This is a genomic window from Pleurocapsa sp. FMAR1 (assembly GCF_963665995.1).
Classification (GTDB): Bacteria; Cyanobacteriota; Cyanobacteriia; order Cyanobacteriales; family Xenococcaceae; genus Waterburya.
In genome coordinates this window covers 3064355-3079446 of record NZ_OY762512.1, presented here as the reverse complement: position 1 = coordinate 3079446, position 15092 = coordinate 3064355, and the positions used below count along the sequence as shown (strand labels likewise).

Genomic DNA, 15092 nt, shown 5'->3' with positions numbered 1-15092 from the left:
CTCGACAGTTCCAGAAGACGCGACGGGGCTTATAAAGGGCAAGACTTGCGTAAGCGCGATGCAATCACGCCCACAGCCCCTTGGAAACCCGCGCACCCTCGGCAATAGCGCAGGGCGGGGTACCGCCCAAGTCGCGTCTAGCGACAGGCTTTGGAAAGCCTCGCCTTTCCTTCGGAAAGTCGGCACGTTCCAACGTGCGAAGCTTTGCTTCCTGCATGGGGGGAACCCCCCTTCGGGTTCGTGCCTTTGCTCAAGTCGGGGAACCCTTTCAGCATTTGCTCATGGGGGAAACCCCCAAGACCGCAATGCTTCACCAACGCAACTGCTTCACCACAACGCTTTGCTCGCCCTCGACAACCAAGGGGTACCCCCCGCAACGGGTCATAGACGAGGCGTGTTTTGCGAGAAAGGACGCTTCGTCCGCATCTGAGTCCGTTGGCGGGGGAACCCCGCTTAAAGGAACTGTCGAGGTTGGGCGGTCACGTTTTGTGTATGAAGCTTCATACACAAAAGCTGACCTTGTCAGAGTATTCTGTCCCAACAGGCGAGTGGAACAGCGAAGCAAAGCGGTCTTGGGGCGAAGCCCCATGAGCTATTGCTTCAAAACAGCGCCCCTAAACGGGGGCGTTTCCTCGCCTCAAAAACTGCCGTCCGCAACGCAAGTGTCTCACCACCGCAACGGAACTGTCTCGCAACGGGCGAGTGGAATATGCTCTCGCGGACTCTCTGTCCGCCGCCGTTGCCAAGCGCGAAAAGAGTCAAGACCCCGCGTCGCCGTAGGGCGAACGGCACGTATGTGCCATCGTCATGCTTTCGCATGACTTTGCTTCTGTCCGAAGCTGTGGGTCAGACCTCATTTCCTCGCCCCAACCTCGACAGTTTGCTCAACGGGGGGAACCCCCGCAACGCAACTGTCTCGCAAAACGCGCCGTACAAAAAACGCGCCATCGGTTTTACCGACTTGAAGGAAGTGTCGAGGCTGCTTGCCGTTGTGAATTTTTCCATTTTTGACAATTAAATTGGATTCACAGGATGGGCAATATGGTGGTGAATCTGCTGACATAAAAACTAGATTAGCTGCATTTATTATTTTAGCTCCTTACATCTTTAGGACTACCTAAGAACTGACTGTTGCTATAAGGACATGACTACATTTAGCCATCGCCCAGTATTTATTTAATTAGCCACATCCCAATTAAAACCGTTTTTGGTCAGAGTCCCATCAATAAACTCTTTTAACGTATCTGCCATAAGCTGTTGTTCGCTAATGCGGGGATGACCAGGAGTTACTTGCTTCTGGATCAGCGAAAAGACACAATTATCGTGGTTTTCCTGACGGTATTCGGCGATCGCTTCAGTTAAATATCCGTCCCATTGAGTATCATGGTACATATTGGGAAACATACCCACAAAATAAGAATCTGGATATTTAGCTCGCAGATTAGCAATAAATTGTTTATAGTGTCCTTTCCAAGCTTCGCTGGATAAATTATTGCCAACAGTTGCAGCATCGTTTTGACCCAGAGCAATTACTACTAAGTCAGGGGTGTACTGTTTAAAATCCCATAGAGGAGCATCGCTAAGAGGTTTTATTCTGTTATAAAAAGCTTCTGTTCCTGTGCCGTTATGCCAAAAATTATTCCAAAACCCAAAACCGTTGACTAAAGATGCCCCTGATTGAGCTATCAAAGAAAGTTCTGCGTCATAATCTCTTGCTAGTATAGAAGCATAACTATAATAAGCATTGGAAATAGGAATTAAATCTGTTTGAGGATCTTGAACTCCTCTGGTTTTATACTCTACCGCATGACCAGCAGAAATAGAATCGCCGTAAACCTCTATTTTTTTATTAGAGTCAGGGTCGGCAGGAAGTAGCTCACCGTCAATTGCTATGCTATGAAGCTTAAATTCTCCCGCTAGATAATCAACTCGTTTAACTACCACTGCATTGTGAGCCTTGTTTTCCAATCCAGTAGCTATATTGTAAACAACTGGTTGACCATTTTCTTGTCTTAGCTTAATAGTCGTAGGCTGAGAACTACCGTCAAGATAAACATCAACATAGTTTTCGCTGCCCCAATTATCTTCTGATAGCTCGATTTTCAAACTAGTGCCAGTAAATTTAAACTCCAATGCTGTTCCTGGATAACTAAAGCCTGGTGCTTGAGGATTTTCCCAGTTTACTCTACCTGAGTAATTTAAATTATCGTTATTTGGGGCAATTTTCTGGAGAGTAGAGGCATTTACTACTACTGTTGGCCGATCGATCTCAGCAATAAAATTTTGATTTAATACTATTGTTAAACTTTGAGCCAATATTAACTCTAACATTTTTAATTAAAAATATACTAATAGCTATTATTAAACAAAATAATAATAATCTCTGTAATAGTAAATCGAAGCATTTCACTTTTACAAAGCTAAATCGTCAGGAAATAGAAAACCAAAGCCTTTAAATAAAATGTAGTTGGATAGACACATTTTTATAAAGCTTCGATCAAGTAGGGTTTAGTTCTATTGTATTGGGAGCGGATTAGGGCATAATACAAATACAAGCTTGTTTTGCGTTTCGTCCCAATATGCTGAAACTCTGATTATATATAAATTAAGCGGATGAGGGGAATCGAACCCCTAGCTTTAGCTTGGAAGGCTAAGGTATTACCACTATACGACATCCGCAGATAACAACCTTTTAGGCGCAATAATTATATTAACGATGTTTTGTACTTTGGTCAACTGCTTTTGTAGAAAAATACCGTAATTCTGAATATTTCAAAAAGTAATTAAAAATAAATTGGTGTCGAATTGGTGTCACCAAATGTATTCTGAAAACAAAGGAAAAGTCCAGATCGAAAAGGTGGCGATGATCAAGCATAGGATCGCTAATCGAAGGAGTTCGACAAAAACAATTAAGATATCGCTCTTGGTTTGGGACAAGGAAAATAGGGAAGAGGGAAAAGTTTTATTCGTTTCTTCTTTTAACCTTTCACCTTTATCCCTACTTATTGACCTATAAAGATGCCGATATAGATGATAATTTAGAAAGCCTGAGCAAGATATCTGGTAATGATATTAGCTTTTTTCTCCGTCCTCATCCCTCATCCTTTATCCTTCAATTCACCCCTGCCACATTTTTTCGATTACCGTTTCGTGAGTGATATCAGACAAATTAGCCGTTGACGATTGAACAGCAACACAGTTTTCGTTATGGGGTGGAAGTTCTTTGTTATCCTGGGCGTTTAACAAAGCAATCGTATATGTTCCCGTAGCTACTGCTAGCTGCATAGAAGTGCTATTGTCACACAGAATCAAGTTAGCACCGGCAATTATAGCTGCCATTTTACCCACGTCGGGTGGCGCGATCGCCTTAATATTATTATTGGCTGACATTATGGCACTCACCCAGTCTTGGTTAGTATCTGTTTGCAACAGCACAATAGCTAAACCAGTATTTTTTTGTTTAATCTCCTCAATAATTTTTTGCCAACTTTTAAGTGGATAGGCACTAATATCTGGTGTCAGATATTGCTCGTCACTGAGCAATATGTAGCCACTATCTTTTAGATCTAAACGCTGCTGCTCTGATTCTGCCCAGTCAATATCTTCTTTTGATACATTAATAGTGACAGAAGGACAGGGAGCATCAATTCCTAAGCCAGCAACCAAATCATGATACATCTCTGCTTTGTATTGCTCTGGTTTACGAACAACAGAATTAGATAAATATATCGGAGAATCATCCTGAAAACCTACTCTAGTAGGTATACCATTAAGCCACAGCAGTAATTTAATCCGCCAAGTAGTTTTAAGGCTAATAACTGCATCATATTCGCGATCGCGCATAATCCCTAAAAGATTAAGATAATCAGCGAAGCTATTACGGTCTTGAAAATCGAACACCAAAACCTCATCAACATTTTTGCAGACTCGGTAAGCTTTTTTAGAACTGGGTTCTACCAAAACATCTATCCTAGCTTGAGGATACTGTTTTGCTAGAGTCTCTATGGTGGGGAAAAAGAGAAGTTGATTGCCGATGGAGCCAGGCACGAGGGCTAGTATACGCATTCTTATGAAGAAGATATAGTCCTTAATTTTATCTGTGGTCAATTTTAGTAGATGATAGAGCTAAACAGTCGTATCTTTAGGAAAACATCATTAAATGCACTTATTGATTCCTGCTGCGGGGATGGGTCGGCGAATGGGTAGCGATCGCAATAAGCTTCTCATGAAATTACTCGGAAAACCCCTGCTGGCATGGACTCTACTCGCAGCCGAAAATTCTTTAAGCCTTGAATGGATTGGTATTATTGGACAACCTACAGATTTTGCCGATTTTAAATATATTCTCAGCCAGTTAAATCTAGTCAAATCAGTAGAATTAATTGTTGGAGGAGATACTCGTCAAGAATCTGTTTACAATGGCTTACAGGCTCTACCCAAGAGTGCTGAGAAGGTTTTAATTCATGATGGGGCGAGATGTTTGGCAACTCCTGAATTATTTGACCGCTGTACTGCTGCCTTTAATAATTGTCAGGGTTTCATTGCCGCTATACCCATCAAAGACACAATCAAAGTAGTTAATGAACAAGGAATTATCATAAATACTCCAGATCGCAGTAACCTCTGGGCAGCCCAAACTCCTCAAGGGTTTGAGGTAAAGCTCCTCAAGCGTTGCCACTCTCAGGGTCAAGAATCAGGTTGGTCAGTTACCGATGATGCTGCGCTGTTTGAAAAATGTAAACTTCCTGTCAAAATTGTTGAAGGAGAAGAAACTAATTTAAAAGTAACTACTCCTGTGGATTTAGCGATCGCTGAATTTATCTTACGTCAAAGATTAAGCGTGGGTTAGGGCCGTACAAGTTAATTTCGCTGTCTATAGTTTTTATCTATAAGCTGAATTGGTAAATCTGCTCGTAACCAAAGCAAATATTTCGGTATCGTATGTTTATTCTGAAAATTTTATACCTAGATTTACCAACGCTCAATTTTACTTTTTACTTGACCATTAATGACCAATACTTAATGCTCAATGACCAATACTTAATGCTCAATGAAAGGAGATGCAATAGATGTCTGACAATCGCCGAAGCCAAAAAGTAACCCAAGGTAACCAAAGATCACCTAACCGCGCTATGTTAAGAGCGGTAGGCTTTGGGGACAATGATTTCAACAAGCCTATAGTCGGTTTAGCTAACGGGTATAGCACCATCACTCCCTGCAATATGGGGATCAATACCTTAGCACTACGAGCCGAAACCGCACTCAAAGAAGCTGGGGCAATGCCTCAGATGTTTGGCACAATTACGATCAGTGACGGTATTTCTATGGGTACAGAAGGGATGAAGTATTCCTTAGTCTCCCGTGATGTAATTGCTGACTCGATTGAAACTGTCTGTAATGGGCAAAGTATGGATGCTGTGCTGGCGATTGGCGGTTGTGATAAAAATATGCCTGGGGCAATGCTGGCGATCGCTCGCCTGAATATTCCTGCTATCTTTGTTTACGGTGGCACTATTAAGCCAGGTAAACACAACGGCGAAGATTTGACCGTAGTTAGTTCTTTTGAAGCAGTAGGAAAATTTAGTGCGGGAAAAATAGACAAAGCTGAATTAGATGCTATTGAACACAAAGCCTGTCCTGGTGCTGGGTCTTGTGGCGGAATGTTTACCGCCAATACTATGTCTTCGGCGTTTGAGGCGATGGGAATGAGTTTGCCCTATTCTTCGACTATGGCAGCAGAGGACGAGGAGAAAGCCGAAAGTACTGAAAAATCTGCTTTTGCTTTGGTGGAAGCGGTCAAAAATCAAATTTTACCCAGCCAGATTTTGACTCGTAAAGCTTTTGAGAATGCAATTACGGTAATTATGGCAGTAGGAGGCTCAACTAATTCCGTCTTGCATTTACTGGCGATCGCTAATACGATTGGAGTCGAGCTTACCATAGACGATTTTGAAACCATTCGTCAGCGAGTCCCCGTAATTTGTAATCTTAAGCCATCAGGGAAATACGTTACCGTAAATCTGCATAATGCGGGTGGCATTCCTCAAGTCATGAAAATGCTTTTGGCTCATGATTTGCTCCATGGAGATGCTTTAACGGTTACTGGTAAAACTATTGCTGAACTCTTGGCTGATATCCCCGAAAACCCTCCCGCAGATCAAGATGTAATTCGTCAATGGGATAATCCTGTCTATGCAGAAGGACATCTGGCAATACTCAAGGGCAATCTTGCTAAAGAAGGTTCAGTTGCTAAAATCAGCGGGGTAAAAAATCCTGTTATTACTGGTTCTGCTATAGTTTTTGAATCGGAAGAAGAATGTTTGTCCGCAATTCTAGACGGTGAAATCAAGGCTGGAGATATCATCGTTGTTCGTTATGAAGGTCCTCAAGGTGGTCCAGGAATGCGAGAAATGCTTGCTCCCACTTCGGCAATCATCGGTGCGGGATTAGGAGATTCTGTAGGACTAATCACCGATGGTCGTTTCTCTGGTGGTACTTACGGCATGGTTGTCGGTCATGTTGCCCCTGAAGCTGCCGTCGGCGGAACAATTGCCCTGGTCAAAGAAGGAGATAGCATTACTATTGATGCTCGTCAAAAGTTATTGCAGCTAAATGTTGATGATGCAGAATTAGCCAAACGTCATAGCCAATGGCAGCCACGTCAACCTAAATACACCAGAGGAGTTTTGGGTAAATATGCCAAACTAGTTTCGACTAGTAGTCTTGGTGCAGTTACAGATCTAAATTTGCATAATTAAACGGCGTTTTTGCCTGATTTAAATCTCGCGTATTTCTTATTCAGGCAACGTCACTCTCAGTCATAACTTGATTAGATAAATTACTCAAGCTAGCTTTAGCCTTTTCTAAATCATAGGGAAAAGGTTTGGGTAATGGCTGATAATCTCTCGCGCTTGGTTCACTATTTCGCAACACAGCATTGACTAGTAAGCAATCTCGATTTTCAAAGTTAATTGCACCGTGTAAAATTCCTCTGGGAATTATCGCTACCTGTGGCACATCTTCGCTCAAGGGAATATATTGATATTGCTTATTATATAAAACTACTAATACAAAACTTCCTCTAACTACTAGTAGCTGGTCAGTTTGTTTTTTGTGAACAAAAAGGTCATCAATAACATTAGCTGGTACTTTAACAATTATAGTTTCATTACTAGATTGAGGCGTATAAAATTCCGCCATTCCTCCTTGAATAGATTCAATTGGTTGAATGGTTACACCTTGAATTAATCCCATAATTTTAGTTAGCTATTAAAAGTCTATAAATTGAATTTTATTCTTCCCTTTCTGTAGACTAAGGTTATGAATATTAATTTCATTGTGGCAAAAAAATATTGACAATTCACTACAGTTAGTATCTAGATACACAAAATACAAGTTTTTTTTGAAAACAGTAGCAAAACTTACACTATATAAATGTATTTCTATCTTCAATGTTTTCAAATATATATAATCTTCTTTAGAGAGAAAAACGCTCTACAGTATGTTTCATTTGCTATTTCCAATTAATCTTGTTCATAATCGCCACCTGAACCATATTTCCAGGCATCTAACCAACGATGATAGTAATATTGCTGGGTTGGAGATAAGTTTTTGGCTATTGGTTGAGCAAATTTTGCAGCGTTAAATAAACCGCTGTATATTGCCAAATTAAAATAGTGAACAATCCAGTTAACAAAAGGGTAGTCCCAAATAGGAAAGGATAAAGGAAAATAGAAGTTTAATTATCTCTTGAAGGTTTGATGATATCAAAGTCAACTTTATTTTGTCCCACTTGTAACTGTAATGCGATCGTCAAAAACGGGGTAGTCCTAAATAGAATGTATAGCGAGCGATTACACTTTGCTATTGAGAGTTTGGACTGTCTCACTGTGAATACAGTAATCGAAAGCCGAGAATAAGCTAATATGAACGTCTGATTTGATCTATCAAGGTAATATGTATATGTATTTACTTCGATCAATACCACAGTTGAACTTATCTGTTACGAGTAGTTAATTATGGAATATTTCCAGTTATTTCAGCCAATCTTTGATGCTTTTGATAGTCAAGTTGCTTTAATCGACCGAGAAGGCAAAATTATTGCACTGAATAAAGCTTGGAAAAATAATTCAATTAATAGTGGTTTTTCAAAGAACACGAGTATTGGAGATAATTACCTAAATGTATGTAAGACTTTAGTCGGTAGCGAAGCAGAATTAGCTCGAAAAATTGCCACAGAGATTAAGGCGATCGCTCGCTTAGAGAAAACCGAGTCTAGACTTAACCACAATAGCGAGAATTTTAAGCTAGAAAATTCTTTAGTTATTCATATTAAACAAGTTAAGCAAGATAACTGGTTTGGAGTCCTGATTATTCAGGAAAATATGACCAAGCAGATGCAAACAGAAATATCTTTACGTTCGGTAGTTGAAGGTACGGCTACTGTAACGGGGAAAGACTTTTTCCACTCTTTAGTCTATCATTTGACTTGCGCGCTCTCGGTTAGCTATGCGTTTGTCACAGAATGTTTAGAAAAAACTAGTCCACAGCGAGTCTGTACCTTAGCTTTTTGGTGCAAAGAAGACTTTGGTGAAAACTTTGAATATGCTATAGCAAATACACCTTGCGAGCAGGTTATTGCTGGTATATCTTGTCATTATCCTAGGAAGTTACGGACTATTTTTCCTTTAGACCAGGATTTAGCCAAACTAAATGCGGAAAGCTATGTTGGTGTTCCTTTGGTCAATTCATCAGGAATAATTCTGGGACATTTGGTCGTCATTGACGAGCGTCCGATGGAAGACGGATCGACTGAGCTATCAATCCTCAAAATTTTTGCAGCCAGAGCAACAGCCGAACTAGAGCGTCAAAAAGCCGAACGACAACTAGCTTATGATGCTTTGTACGATGGTCTAACCGACTTGCCCAATCGGAACTTGTTAAGCAATTATCTGAATCGAGCTTTAGAAAAATATCGACGCGATCCCAACCGCAAATTTGCGGTCTTTTTCTTAGATCTAAATCGTTTTAAATATGTTAACGATAGTTTAGGTCACAAAAGTGGCGATCTACTTTTAGTGGGAATCGCCCAGAGATTAAAAACTTGTTTGCGTGCCAGCGATATTTTAGCCAGATTAGGAGGCGATGAATTTGCAATTTTGCTCGAAGACGTTCAAACCCTGAGTGAAGCAACCAAACTTGCAGAACGTATTCAACAAAGTCTAAAATCTCCGTTTCATTTGGGCATACACGAAGTTTTTACCAGCGTCAGCATTGGCATTGCTTTAAGCGAACCTAATCTCAACTCGGCAGAAGACTTATTACGCAATGCCGATATTGCCATGTATAAAGCCAAGGCTTTAGGCACTACTAATTATGAGTTGTTCGATGAGAGTTTGCATACTCAAGTAGCAAATCGACTAAGCCTGGAAACTGATTTCCATCATTCTCTCGACAGAGGAGAATTTCGACTGCACTACCAGCCGATTGTTTCTTTGCTGGACGGTCAAGTAGTTGGTTTTGAAGCTTTAACCCGCTGGAAACATTCTCAAAGAGGCTATGTTTCACCAGGAGAATTTATAACCCTAGCCGAAGAGACAGGAATGATAGTTCCCCTTGGCTGGTGGGTTTTGCAGGAAGTTTGCTATCAGTTAAAGGAATGGCAACTTCAGTTTAATAATCCTAATTTGACCATAGCAGTTAATATTTCTCAAAAGCAGCTTTCTCAACCTTATTTAATTGATTCGTTGATTCAGATTCTACAAATGACTGGCTTAGAACCTCGAAGTCTGCAATTAGAAATTACTGAAAGTCTTTTGATGCAGGATGTCCAAATAACCACGGAAACTTTGAGGCAGATTAAGATTTTAGGTTTTGGGCTACATTTAGATGATTTTGGTACGGGTTATTCTTCTTTGAGTTATCTTCATAGTCTACCGATTGACGTACTTAAAATCGATCGCTCTTTTGTTCAAGCAATAGATTCTGAAGGAAATAATGGTGAAATTGTTGAAGCTATTGTGATGATGGCTAAGAGTTTGGGCTTAAAAGTGATTGCCGAAGGAATTGAAACTGAAGCTCAACTTGCTAAATTAAAAAATCTTCAGTGTCTTTACGGACAGGGTTATCTATTTTCTAAACCTTTAAACCCCCGCTCCCTTTTAAATTGGCTAAGGACTAGATAAAATTAAATACTCAAGTAAAAATATTTAACTATTTTTTCTTAGAACTATTTTTGCATCAGTACTATTACTAATTTTTGTCTTATTTACTAATATTTAGACGTTCAAATTTAAGTAATTACTACATTATAAAATCAGAAAATTAAGGTTACTGTTTGATTGTTAGAATACTTTACTTAAGTGTGCCATGAGTATTAATACTGAAATTCAAAACAATCGTGCCAAAAACTGTTCTAAAAACGAATATCAGGTTGTAGTAATCGGTGCGGGACCTCAAGGTATTTTGTATGCCTCTTGGCTGAAGCAAGCACGCCCCCAACTGCAAGTAGTAGTTCTAGAAAGAGAGTCACAACCAAAATTTAAAATCGGAGAAAGTACGCTTTCGGGATTTTGTAAAGCACTCCGTTCTGTGGGAATCTCCCAAGAAGCTCTTGAACTACTATTTTTTCCTAAAAATGGCTTAGGTTTTTTTCACGTTGACGAATCAATTGAAAATGTCACCGAAGCACCAGAATATATTTTGGAAACATTTGATGAAACCTTTCAGGTTGAACGACGTTTACTAGATGGCTTATTAATTACCAATGCTCGTCGCCTAGGAGTAGAAGTGATTCAAGGCGCGCGAGTGGATCTAGCTAATTCTCAATTGAGCGATCTCGGTAACACTATTGCCTATCGTTTTCAGCAACAAAAATACGAAATTAAATCTCAATTGGTAGTAGATGCTAGTGGTCCTGCCAGCATAATTGCCAAACATCTCGATCTATATAACAAAGAAGACGTAAATTTTCAAAGCAATGCTGTTTGGGGCTATTTTAAAAACGTCAATCGTCTCGGCGATCGCACCGACTGGCAAAAGGTGGCTCAGTTTAGCCGCGATCAGTATACCCAACATTTCTGTTTCCGTGAAGGTTGGATGTGGTACATTCCTCTAGTTTCTTGGGAAAACGTACCCGAAGCCGACAGAGAGTCGATGTTCAATCGCTTTTTGGGTGGAGAAGAATTACCTACTAAAGCAGAATTAGCTGCTCGTCATGGCTGTCCTGAAGAGGATCTCATCAGTATTGGCATGGTGTTGCGAACCGATCGCGATGACAAATTTGCCGAAGGACGTAAAGTAGCATTCGACCATTATGCCCAACAATATCCTGCGCTCGCTGAATTACTTGAGGGTGCTGAACTCGTCTCTGATCTTTATGACACTCAACAAGCTTTAAGAGCGCGGGCTAACATTCGTGGCTATGCCGAACAAGCGGTAGGAGATGGTTGGTTAAGCATTGGCGAAGCAGCATTTTTTGTCGATCCTCTAATTTCACCAGGCTTAACTGGTGGTGTGGCAACTGCTTATTTTGCTGCTCAAAGCACCCTTAGAGCGATCAACTGTAACAATTTCTCCCAAAAAGCTTTTGCTGATTATGAAGCTTTTGTGGGCAAACTTTATGAAGCTCTAGAACGAGACAATCAGCTTGTCTATATGTCGTTTAATCACCCCAGAGCGATCGAACTAATTCAACGTTTCCAAGAAATTGATGCTCGCCGACACTTTAATCAGCATATTATGTCCGATTACTGTCTTGCGGATACCAACGTTTGGGGAATTCTCAATCCAATCTATCAATCATTACAAAAGCAGCTTTGGCAAATCATGCGAGAAGCAGAGATTGCCGTAGGCGAACAAAAAGCAGTCAATCAGCAAACAATGGAAGATTATGAGGTGATGGTCTCAAGAATTGAAGCTTATTTGGTTAATTATTTAGATATTCACTCAGAGTTGACTCCTTACATTGTCCAAAATGAGGCAACTGAAGAGTTACAAACTGAGCTGACTTGTGTTGAATAATTTATTCGCTCTCGAATTTAGTATCTTTCCCCAGAGCGATCGGGAAAGATACTTTGGTAAAAATTTTTGTCTACTACACTTATTAAATCGAAGTTTTAAAAGGAGAATTTACCCCATGCCAGTACCAGAATGGTTACGAACTAAAGAAATTACTGCCCGTTTTCGAGTTGCTCAAGAAGATTGGCAGGCAGTAACAATTTTATTAAATGAGGACGGTGGAAGATATGTAACTCCCGATAACAATCAATCAGGAACATTGCAATATCTTGCTCACGGCAAGCATCCTTTAGGAGGAGAAGTGCTAGTTTTGCACTGGCTAGAACAAAAAGGACCTTTAGAAGGTAATACGGGCATAGACACCTTATGGTTGCAGCCCCAAGGTGACTATGCCATTAAAGTTTCTGGTACGTTTTTTCTTGATCGCAGCCATGACTATGGCGAAATAATTAGCTAATCTTGTCAAGAATTTTTATTTTAAGAGATGACTGCACGCGATCTCCCTAATTATCGGGCAACTACTGCCAAATTCTCGACCACTCTATTACTAATGATGCCCCTTCGGGCGGGTACAGCCTTGACCATTAGGCTAAAGTCTTTCTTAGGGACTTACTCTAAAATGCAACTTTCAGGTCGCACCAATTTATATTGTCACCATAAAACTCATTACGACAAAGAGTGATATTGCTTGAGCCGAGTGCTTGGAAACTTGCACGCTCGGTTCTTAGGGGAGAAGGGAGTAGTAATACTCCTGACCTACCCGACTTAATTTCATTGTGACAAAAAAATGTTGACAATTCGCTAAGGTTAGTATCTAGATACACAAAACATAAGCTTTTTTTGAAAATAGTAGCAAGACTTACACCATATAGATGTATTTCCATCTTCAATATTTTCATGTATAGCATTAAGTTTTGGTTCTAATATCAAGTTTGTGTAGGGGCGAATCGCGATTCGCCTTTACTATTCGTAATAGTATTTTTATTTGCTATTTCCAATTAATCTTGTTCATAATCGCCACCTGAACCATATTTCCAGGCATCTAACCAACGATGATAGTAATATTGCTGGGTTGGAGATAAGTTTTTGGTTATTGGTTGAGCAAATTTTGCAGCATTAAATAAACCGCTGTATATTGCCAAATTAAAATAGTGAACAATCCAGTTGATAAAAGAACTAACGCCAATCTGAGGTAATAAAGGAAATACTAGTTTTGGGTTAACTAATGGCAAAGTTTTAGCTAAGGGAACAAACTGAATTACGTCTTGTAGAAACGGTTTTAGGACATCATCTCCCAAACGATCCATTACTGCAAAAACACCATTCATTAGGTTATTTATTTGCTGAGGATTTACTTCTTTGTCTACCTCGACGCTCATAGTTTGCTGGAATAACCAGGTGACAGAAATATTGGGTTGATATGGTTGCAACAAAGCTAAATCATTATTGTTCAGTCTATCTACGGTTAAAGCTTCGTCAACGCCTTCAGTCAGACGTTTTAGATGGCGAATCATTGCCCCAAAGCCACCAAAGCTAACGGGAGATTGACCCCCTGCACTATCCCCTACAGGTAAAATGCGATCGCATTCTAATTCGATCGGACTATTTTTATAAGCAGGAAAAAAGCCAAACAAAAATCGCTGAAATTCTAGCTGTTGTAGCTCAATATTTTGATACTCTGGCAAAAGCCTGAGATATTCGTCCATGAAGTATTCTAAGCTAGGTCTTTGGGGGTTAGCATCAAGATAGCTAAACATATAGGTAGTGCGACCATCTTTGGCAGGAAAAGCCTCCCAAAAGTACTGACAGTGATTAATAATTGGTGTAAAAGAATAAATCAAATCTCCCGTATTGTTTTCAGGAAAACCTTGAGCGCAGCTACCAACCACAACACAAACTGCTTCGGGTTTTGTTCCCTTTCTTGCCTGTTTGATAATCGGTGAAAAATGACCCATCGCATCGATTAAGAGGCGAGCTTTAATCGTTTTTCCTGCTTCAATTACTATTCCATCAGGATGAACTGTCGCTGATTCAAAAGCCGTATTCTCAAGTAGTTTGCCTCCAGCTTGAAGAAATTTCTGCTTGAGTTTTTCCAATAGATAAACAGGATAAACGCCAACATTTAAGACATTTTCTACCCAAACTTCTTGTCCTGCTTGAAAGCTAACTCTAGCGGGATTATATTCTGTGGCGATCGCTTTTTCTAACTCTTCTTCAGTCAAAAGCTTTAAGTCAATCAAGGTTTTTAACTCATGACGAGAAATATTCCATTCTTGCTCTCTGCCTTTTAAAACTCCTTTTTCAATCAAGCTAACCTGCCATCCTAGTTGCTGTAGTGCTGCACCCAGCAAGATGCCTAATGTTCCACCACAGATAACAATGTCTGTATCTAATTTGCCAATTTTCTCTGAACTATTAGTAACAACTTCGGTTGCATCTATTTCTCCATTACGCAAGGCTGACCAAAATTTATCTGCTTGTCGCAATCTGGCTAGTACATTGTCTGATTGTTGAGCGAGTATGGTTTCGGTTAAGGTCATTAATTAAAACTTTAAATTATCTTGTGATTAAATTATGGATCTATAAAAATAGGTATAACAATTTATAGCTACAATTTAAAACGGTGCAAACGTAATACTTTGTTCTATCGCTCCCAGTTATCAGGATAAGAAAGAATTATGGCTAATAGTCGTCGCGTAGCTCGCGTAGCTGCTTTAATTAAGCGGGAAGTCAGTCAAATGCTACTCAGCGAAATCAAAGACGATCGCGTTGGTGCAGGCATGGTAAGCGTTACTGACGTTGATATATCAGGAGATTTGCAACACGCTAAAATTTTTGTCAGCATCTATGGCACAGAAGAAGCTAAAGAAGAAACAATGGCTGGTTTAGAATCGGCGGTTAATTATGTCCGTAGAGAATTGGGTAGTCGAATGCAGTTAAGACGCACGCCTACGGTAAAGTTTCTTGAAGATCGCTCCCTGGAAAGAGGAGACAATATGGTAGATCTACTGAATAAAATTAGTCAAGAGCGACAAGAAAACCCAGAGACAGTAGAGTAAATGCTCATTGATAAA

At 40.1% G+C, this 15092-nt stretch carries 12 protein-coding genes and 1 tRNA gene; 6 read left to right on the top strand and 7 right to left on the bottom strand.

Annotated features, from left to right (window positions below; all coding sequences use genetic code 11):
* Positions 1-853: 853 nt before the first annotated feature.
* From SLP02_RS14915 to SLP02_RS14900, 4 genes are all read right to left on the bottom strand, one after another.
* The gene (locus tag SLP02_RS14915; protein ID WP_319421475.1) at positions 854-1063 is read right to left on the bottom strand and encodes an IS1/IS1595 family N-terminal zinc-binding domain-containing protein; all 210 of its coding nucleotides are present in this window, start codon (positions 1061-1063) and stop codon (positions 854-856) included.
* 113 nt (positions 1064-1176) lie between these two features.
* Positions 1177-2331: a GDSL-type esterase/lipase family protein gene (locus tag SLP02_RS14910; protein ID WP_319421473.1), complete on the bottom strand. Its 1155-nt coding sequence runs from the start codon at positions 2329-2331 to the stop codon at positions 1177-1179.
* Between the two features lie 277 nt (positions 2332-2608).
* A tRNA-Gly gene (locus SLP02_RS14905) sits at positions 2609-2679 on the bottom strand.
* Positions 2680-3117: 438 nt separating this feature from the next.
* The gene (locus SLP02_RS14900; protein ID WP_319421471.1) at positions 3118-4065 is read right to left on the bottom strand and encodes a glycosyltransferase family 9 protein; all 948 of its coding nucleotides are present in this window, start codon (positions 4063-4065) and stop codon (positions 3118-3120) included.
* 94 nt (positions 4066-4159) lie between these two features.
* Between SLP02_RS14900 and ispD the strand changes: the two genes are divergently transcribed.
* Entirely contained in the window at positions 4160-4849 is a 690-nt protein-coding gene (ispD, locus tag SLP02_RS14895) for a 2-C-methyl-D-erythritol 4-phosphate cytidylyltransferase (RefSeq protein ID WP_319421470.1), read from the top strand.
* 220 nt (positions 4850-5069) lie between these two features.
* Complete coding sequence (gene ilvD / locus SLP02_RS14890) at positions 5070-6758, top strand: dihydroxy-acid dehydratase (RefSeq protein WP_319421469.1); 1689 nt, start codon at positions 5070-5072, stop codon at positions 6756-6758.
* Between the two features lie 40 nt (positions 6759-6798).
* On the opposite strand, the gene SLP02_RS14885 is transcribed toward ilvD, so the two are convergent.
* Together SLP02_RS14885 and SLP02_RS14880 are read right to left on the bottom strand one after the other, a co-directional pair.
* Positions 6799-7254 carry a dTDP-4-dehydrorhamnose 3,5-epimerase gene (locus tag SLP02_RS14885; RefSeq protein WP_319421467.1) on the bottom strand — a complete coding sequence of 152 codons (456 nt, stop codon included), beginning with the start codon at positions 7252-7254 and terminating at the stop codon, positions 6799-6801.
* Between the two features lie 269 nt (positions 7255-7523).
* The gene (locus SLP02_RS14880; RefSeq protein ID WP_319421465.1) at positions 7524-7667 is read right to left on the bottom strand and encodes a hypothetical protein; all 144 of its coding nucleotides are present in this window, start codon (positions 7665-7667) and stop codon (positions 7524-7526) included.
* A 351-nt stretch (positions 7668-8018) separates the two neighbouring features.
* Here SLP02_RS14880 and SLP02_RS14875 point away from each other — a divergent pair, with 351 nt between their 5' ends.
* From SLP02_RS14875 to SLP02_RS14865, 3 genes are all read left to right on the top strand, one after another.
* On the top strand, positions 8019-10184 hold the full coding sequence (locus SLP02_RS14875; RefSeq protein WP_319421463.1) for a putative bifunctional diguanylate cyclase/phosphodiesterase: 2166 nt from the start codon (positions 8019-8021) through the stop codon (positions 10182-10184).
* Positions 10185-10368: 184 nt separating this feature from the next.
* Entirely contained in the window at positions 10369-12021 is a 1653-nt protein-coding gene (locus SLP02_RS14870; RefSeq protein ID WP_319421462.1) for an NAD(P)/FAD-dependent oxidoreductase, read from the top strand.
* Positions 12022-12136: 115 nt separating this feature from the next.
* The gene (locus SLP02_RS14865) at positions 12137-12475 is read left to right on the top strand and encodes a hypothetical protein (protein WP_319421461.1); all 339 of its coding nucleotides are present in this window, start codon (positions 12137-12139) and stop codon (positions 12473-12475) included.
* Positions 12476-13016: 541 nt separating this feature from the next.
* On the opposite strand, the gene SLP02_RS14860 is transcribed toward SLP02_RS14865, so the two are convergent.
* Complete coding sequence (locus tag SLP02_RS14860) at positions 13017-14558, bottom strand: FAD-dependent oxidoreductase (protein ID WP_319421459.1); 1542 nt, start codon at positions 14556-14558, stop codon at positions 13017-13019.
* 138 nt (positions 14559-14696) lie between these two features.
* Here SLP02_RS14860 and rbfA point away from each other — a divergent pair, with 138 nt between their 5' ends.
* Complete coding sequence (gene rbfA, locus SLP02_RS14855) at positions 14697-15077, top strand: 30S ribosome-binding factor RbfA (RefSeq protein WP_319421457.1); 381 nt, start codon at positions 14697-14699, stop codon at positions 15075-15077.
* Positions 15078-15092 lie beyond the last annotated feature (15 nt).

Bases quoted from the DNA above. Each gene is read 5' to 3' on its own strand.
- SLP02_RS14915 (WP_319421475.1), bottom strand. From the start codon at position 1,063: ATGTCAGCAGATTCACCACCATATTGCCCATCCTGTGAATCCAATTTA.
- SLP02_RS14910 (WP_319421473.1), bottom strand. From the start codon at position 2,331: ATGTTAGAGTTAATATTGGCTCAAAGTTTAACAATAGTATTAAATCAA.
- SLP02_RS14900 (WP_319421471.1), bottom strand. From the start codon at position 4,065: ATGCGTATACTAGCCCTCGTGCCTGGCTCCATCGGCAATCAACTTCTC.
- ispD (WP_319421470.1), top strand. From the start codon at position 4,160: ATGCACTTATTGATTCCTGCTGCGGGGATGGGTCGGCGAATGGGTAGC.
- ilvD (WP_319421469.1), top strand. From the start codon at position 5,070: ATGTCTGACAATCGCCGAAGCCAAAAAGTAACCCAAGGTAACCAAAGA.
- SLP02_RS14885 (WP_319421467.1), bottom strand. From the start codon at position 7,254: ATGGGATTAATTCAAGGTGTAACCATTCAACCAATTGAATCTATTCAA.
- SLP02_RS14875 (WP_319421463.1), top strand. From the start codon at position 8,019: ATGGAATATTTCCAGTTATTTCAGCCAATCTTTGATGCTTTTGATAGT.
- SLP02_RS14870 (WP_319421462.1), top strand. From the start codon at position 10,369: ATGAGTATTAATACTGAAATTCAAAACAATCGTGCCAAAAACTGTTCT.
- SLP02_RS14865 (WP_319421461.1), top strand. From the start codon at position 12,137: ATGCCAGTACCAGAATGGTTACGAACTAAAGAAATTACTGCCCGTTTT.
- SLP02_RS14860 (WP_319421459.1), bottom strand. From the start codon at position 14,558: ATGACCTTAACCGAAACCATACTCGCTCAACAATCAGACAATGTACTA.
- rbfA (WP_319421457.1), top strand. From the start codon at position 14,697: ATGGCTAATAGTCGTCGCGTAGCTCGCGTAGCTGCTTTAATTAAGCGG.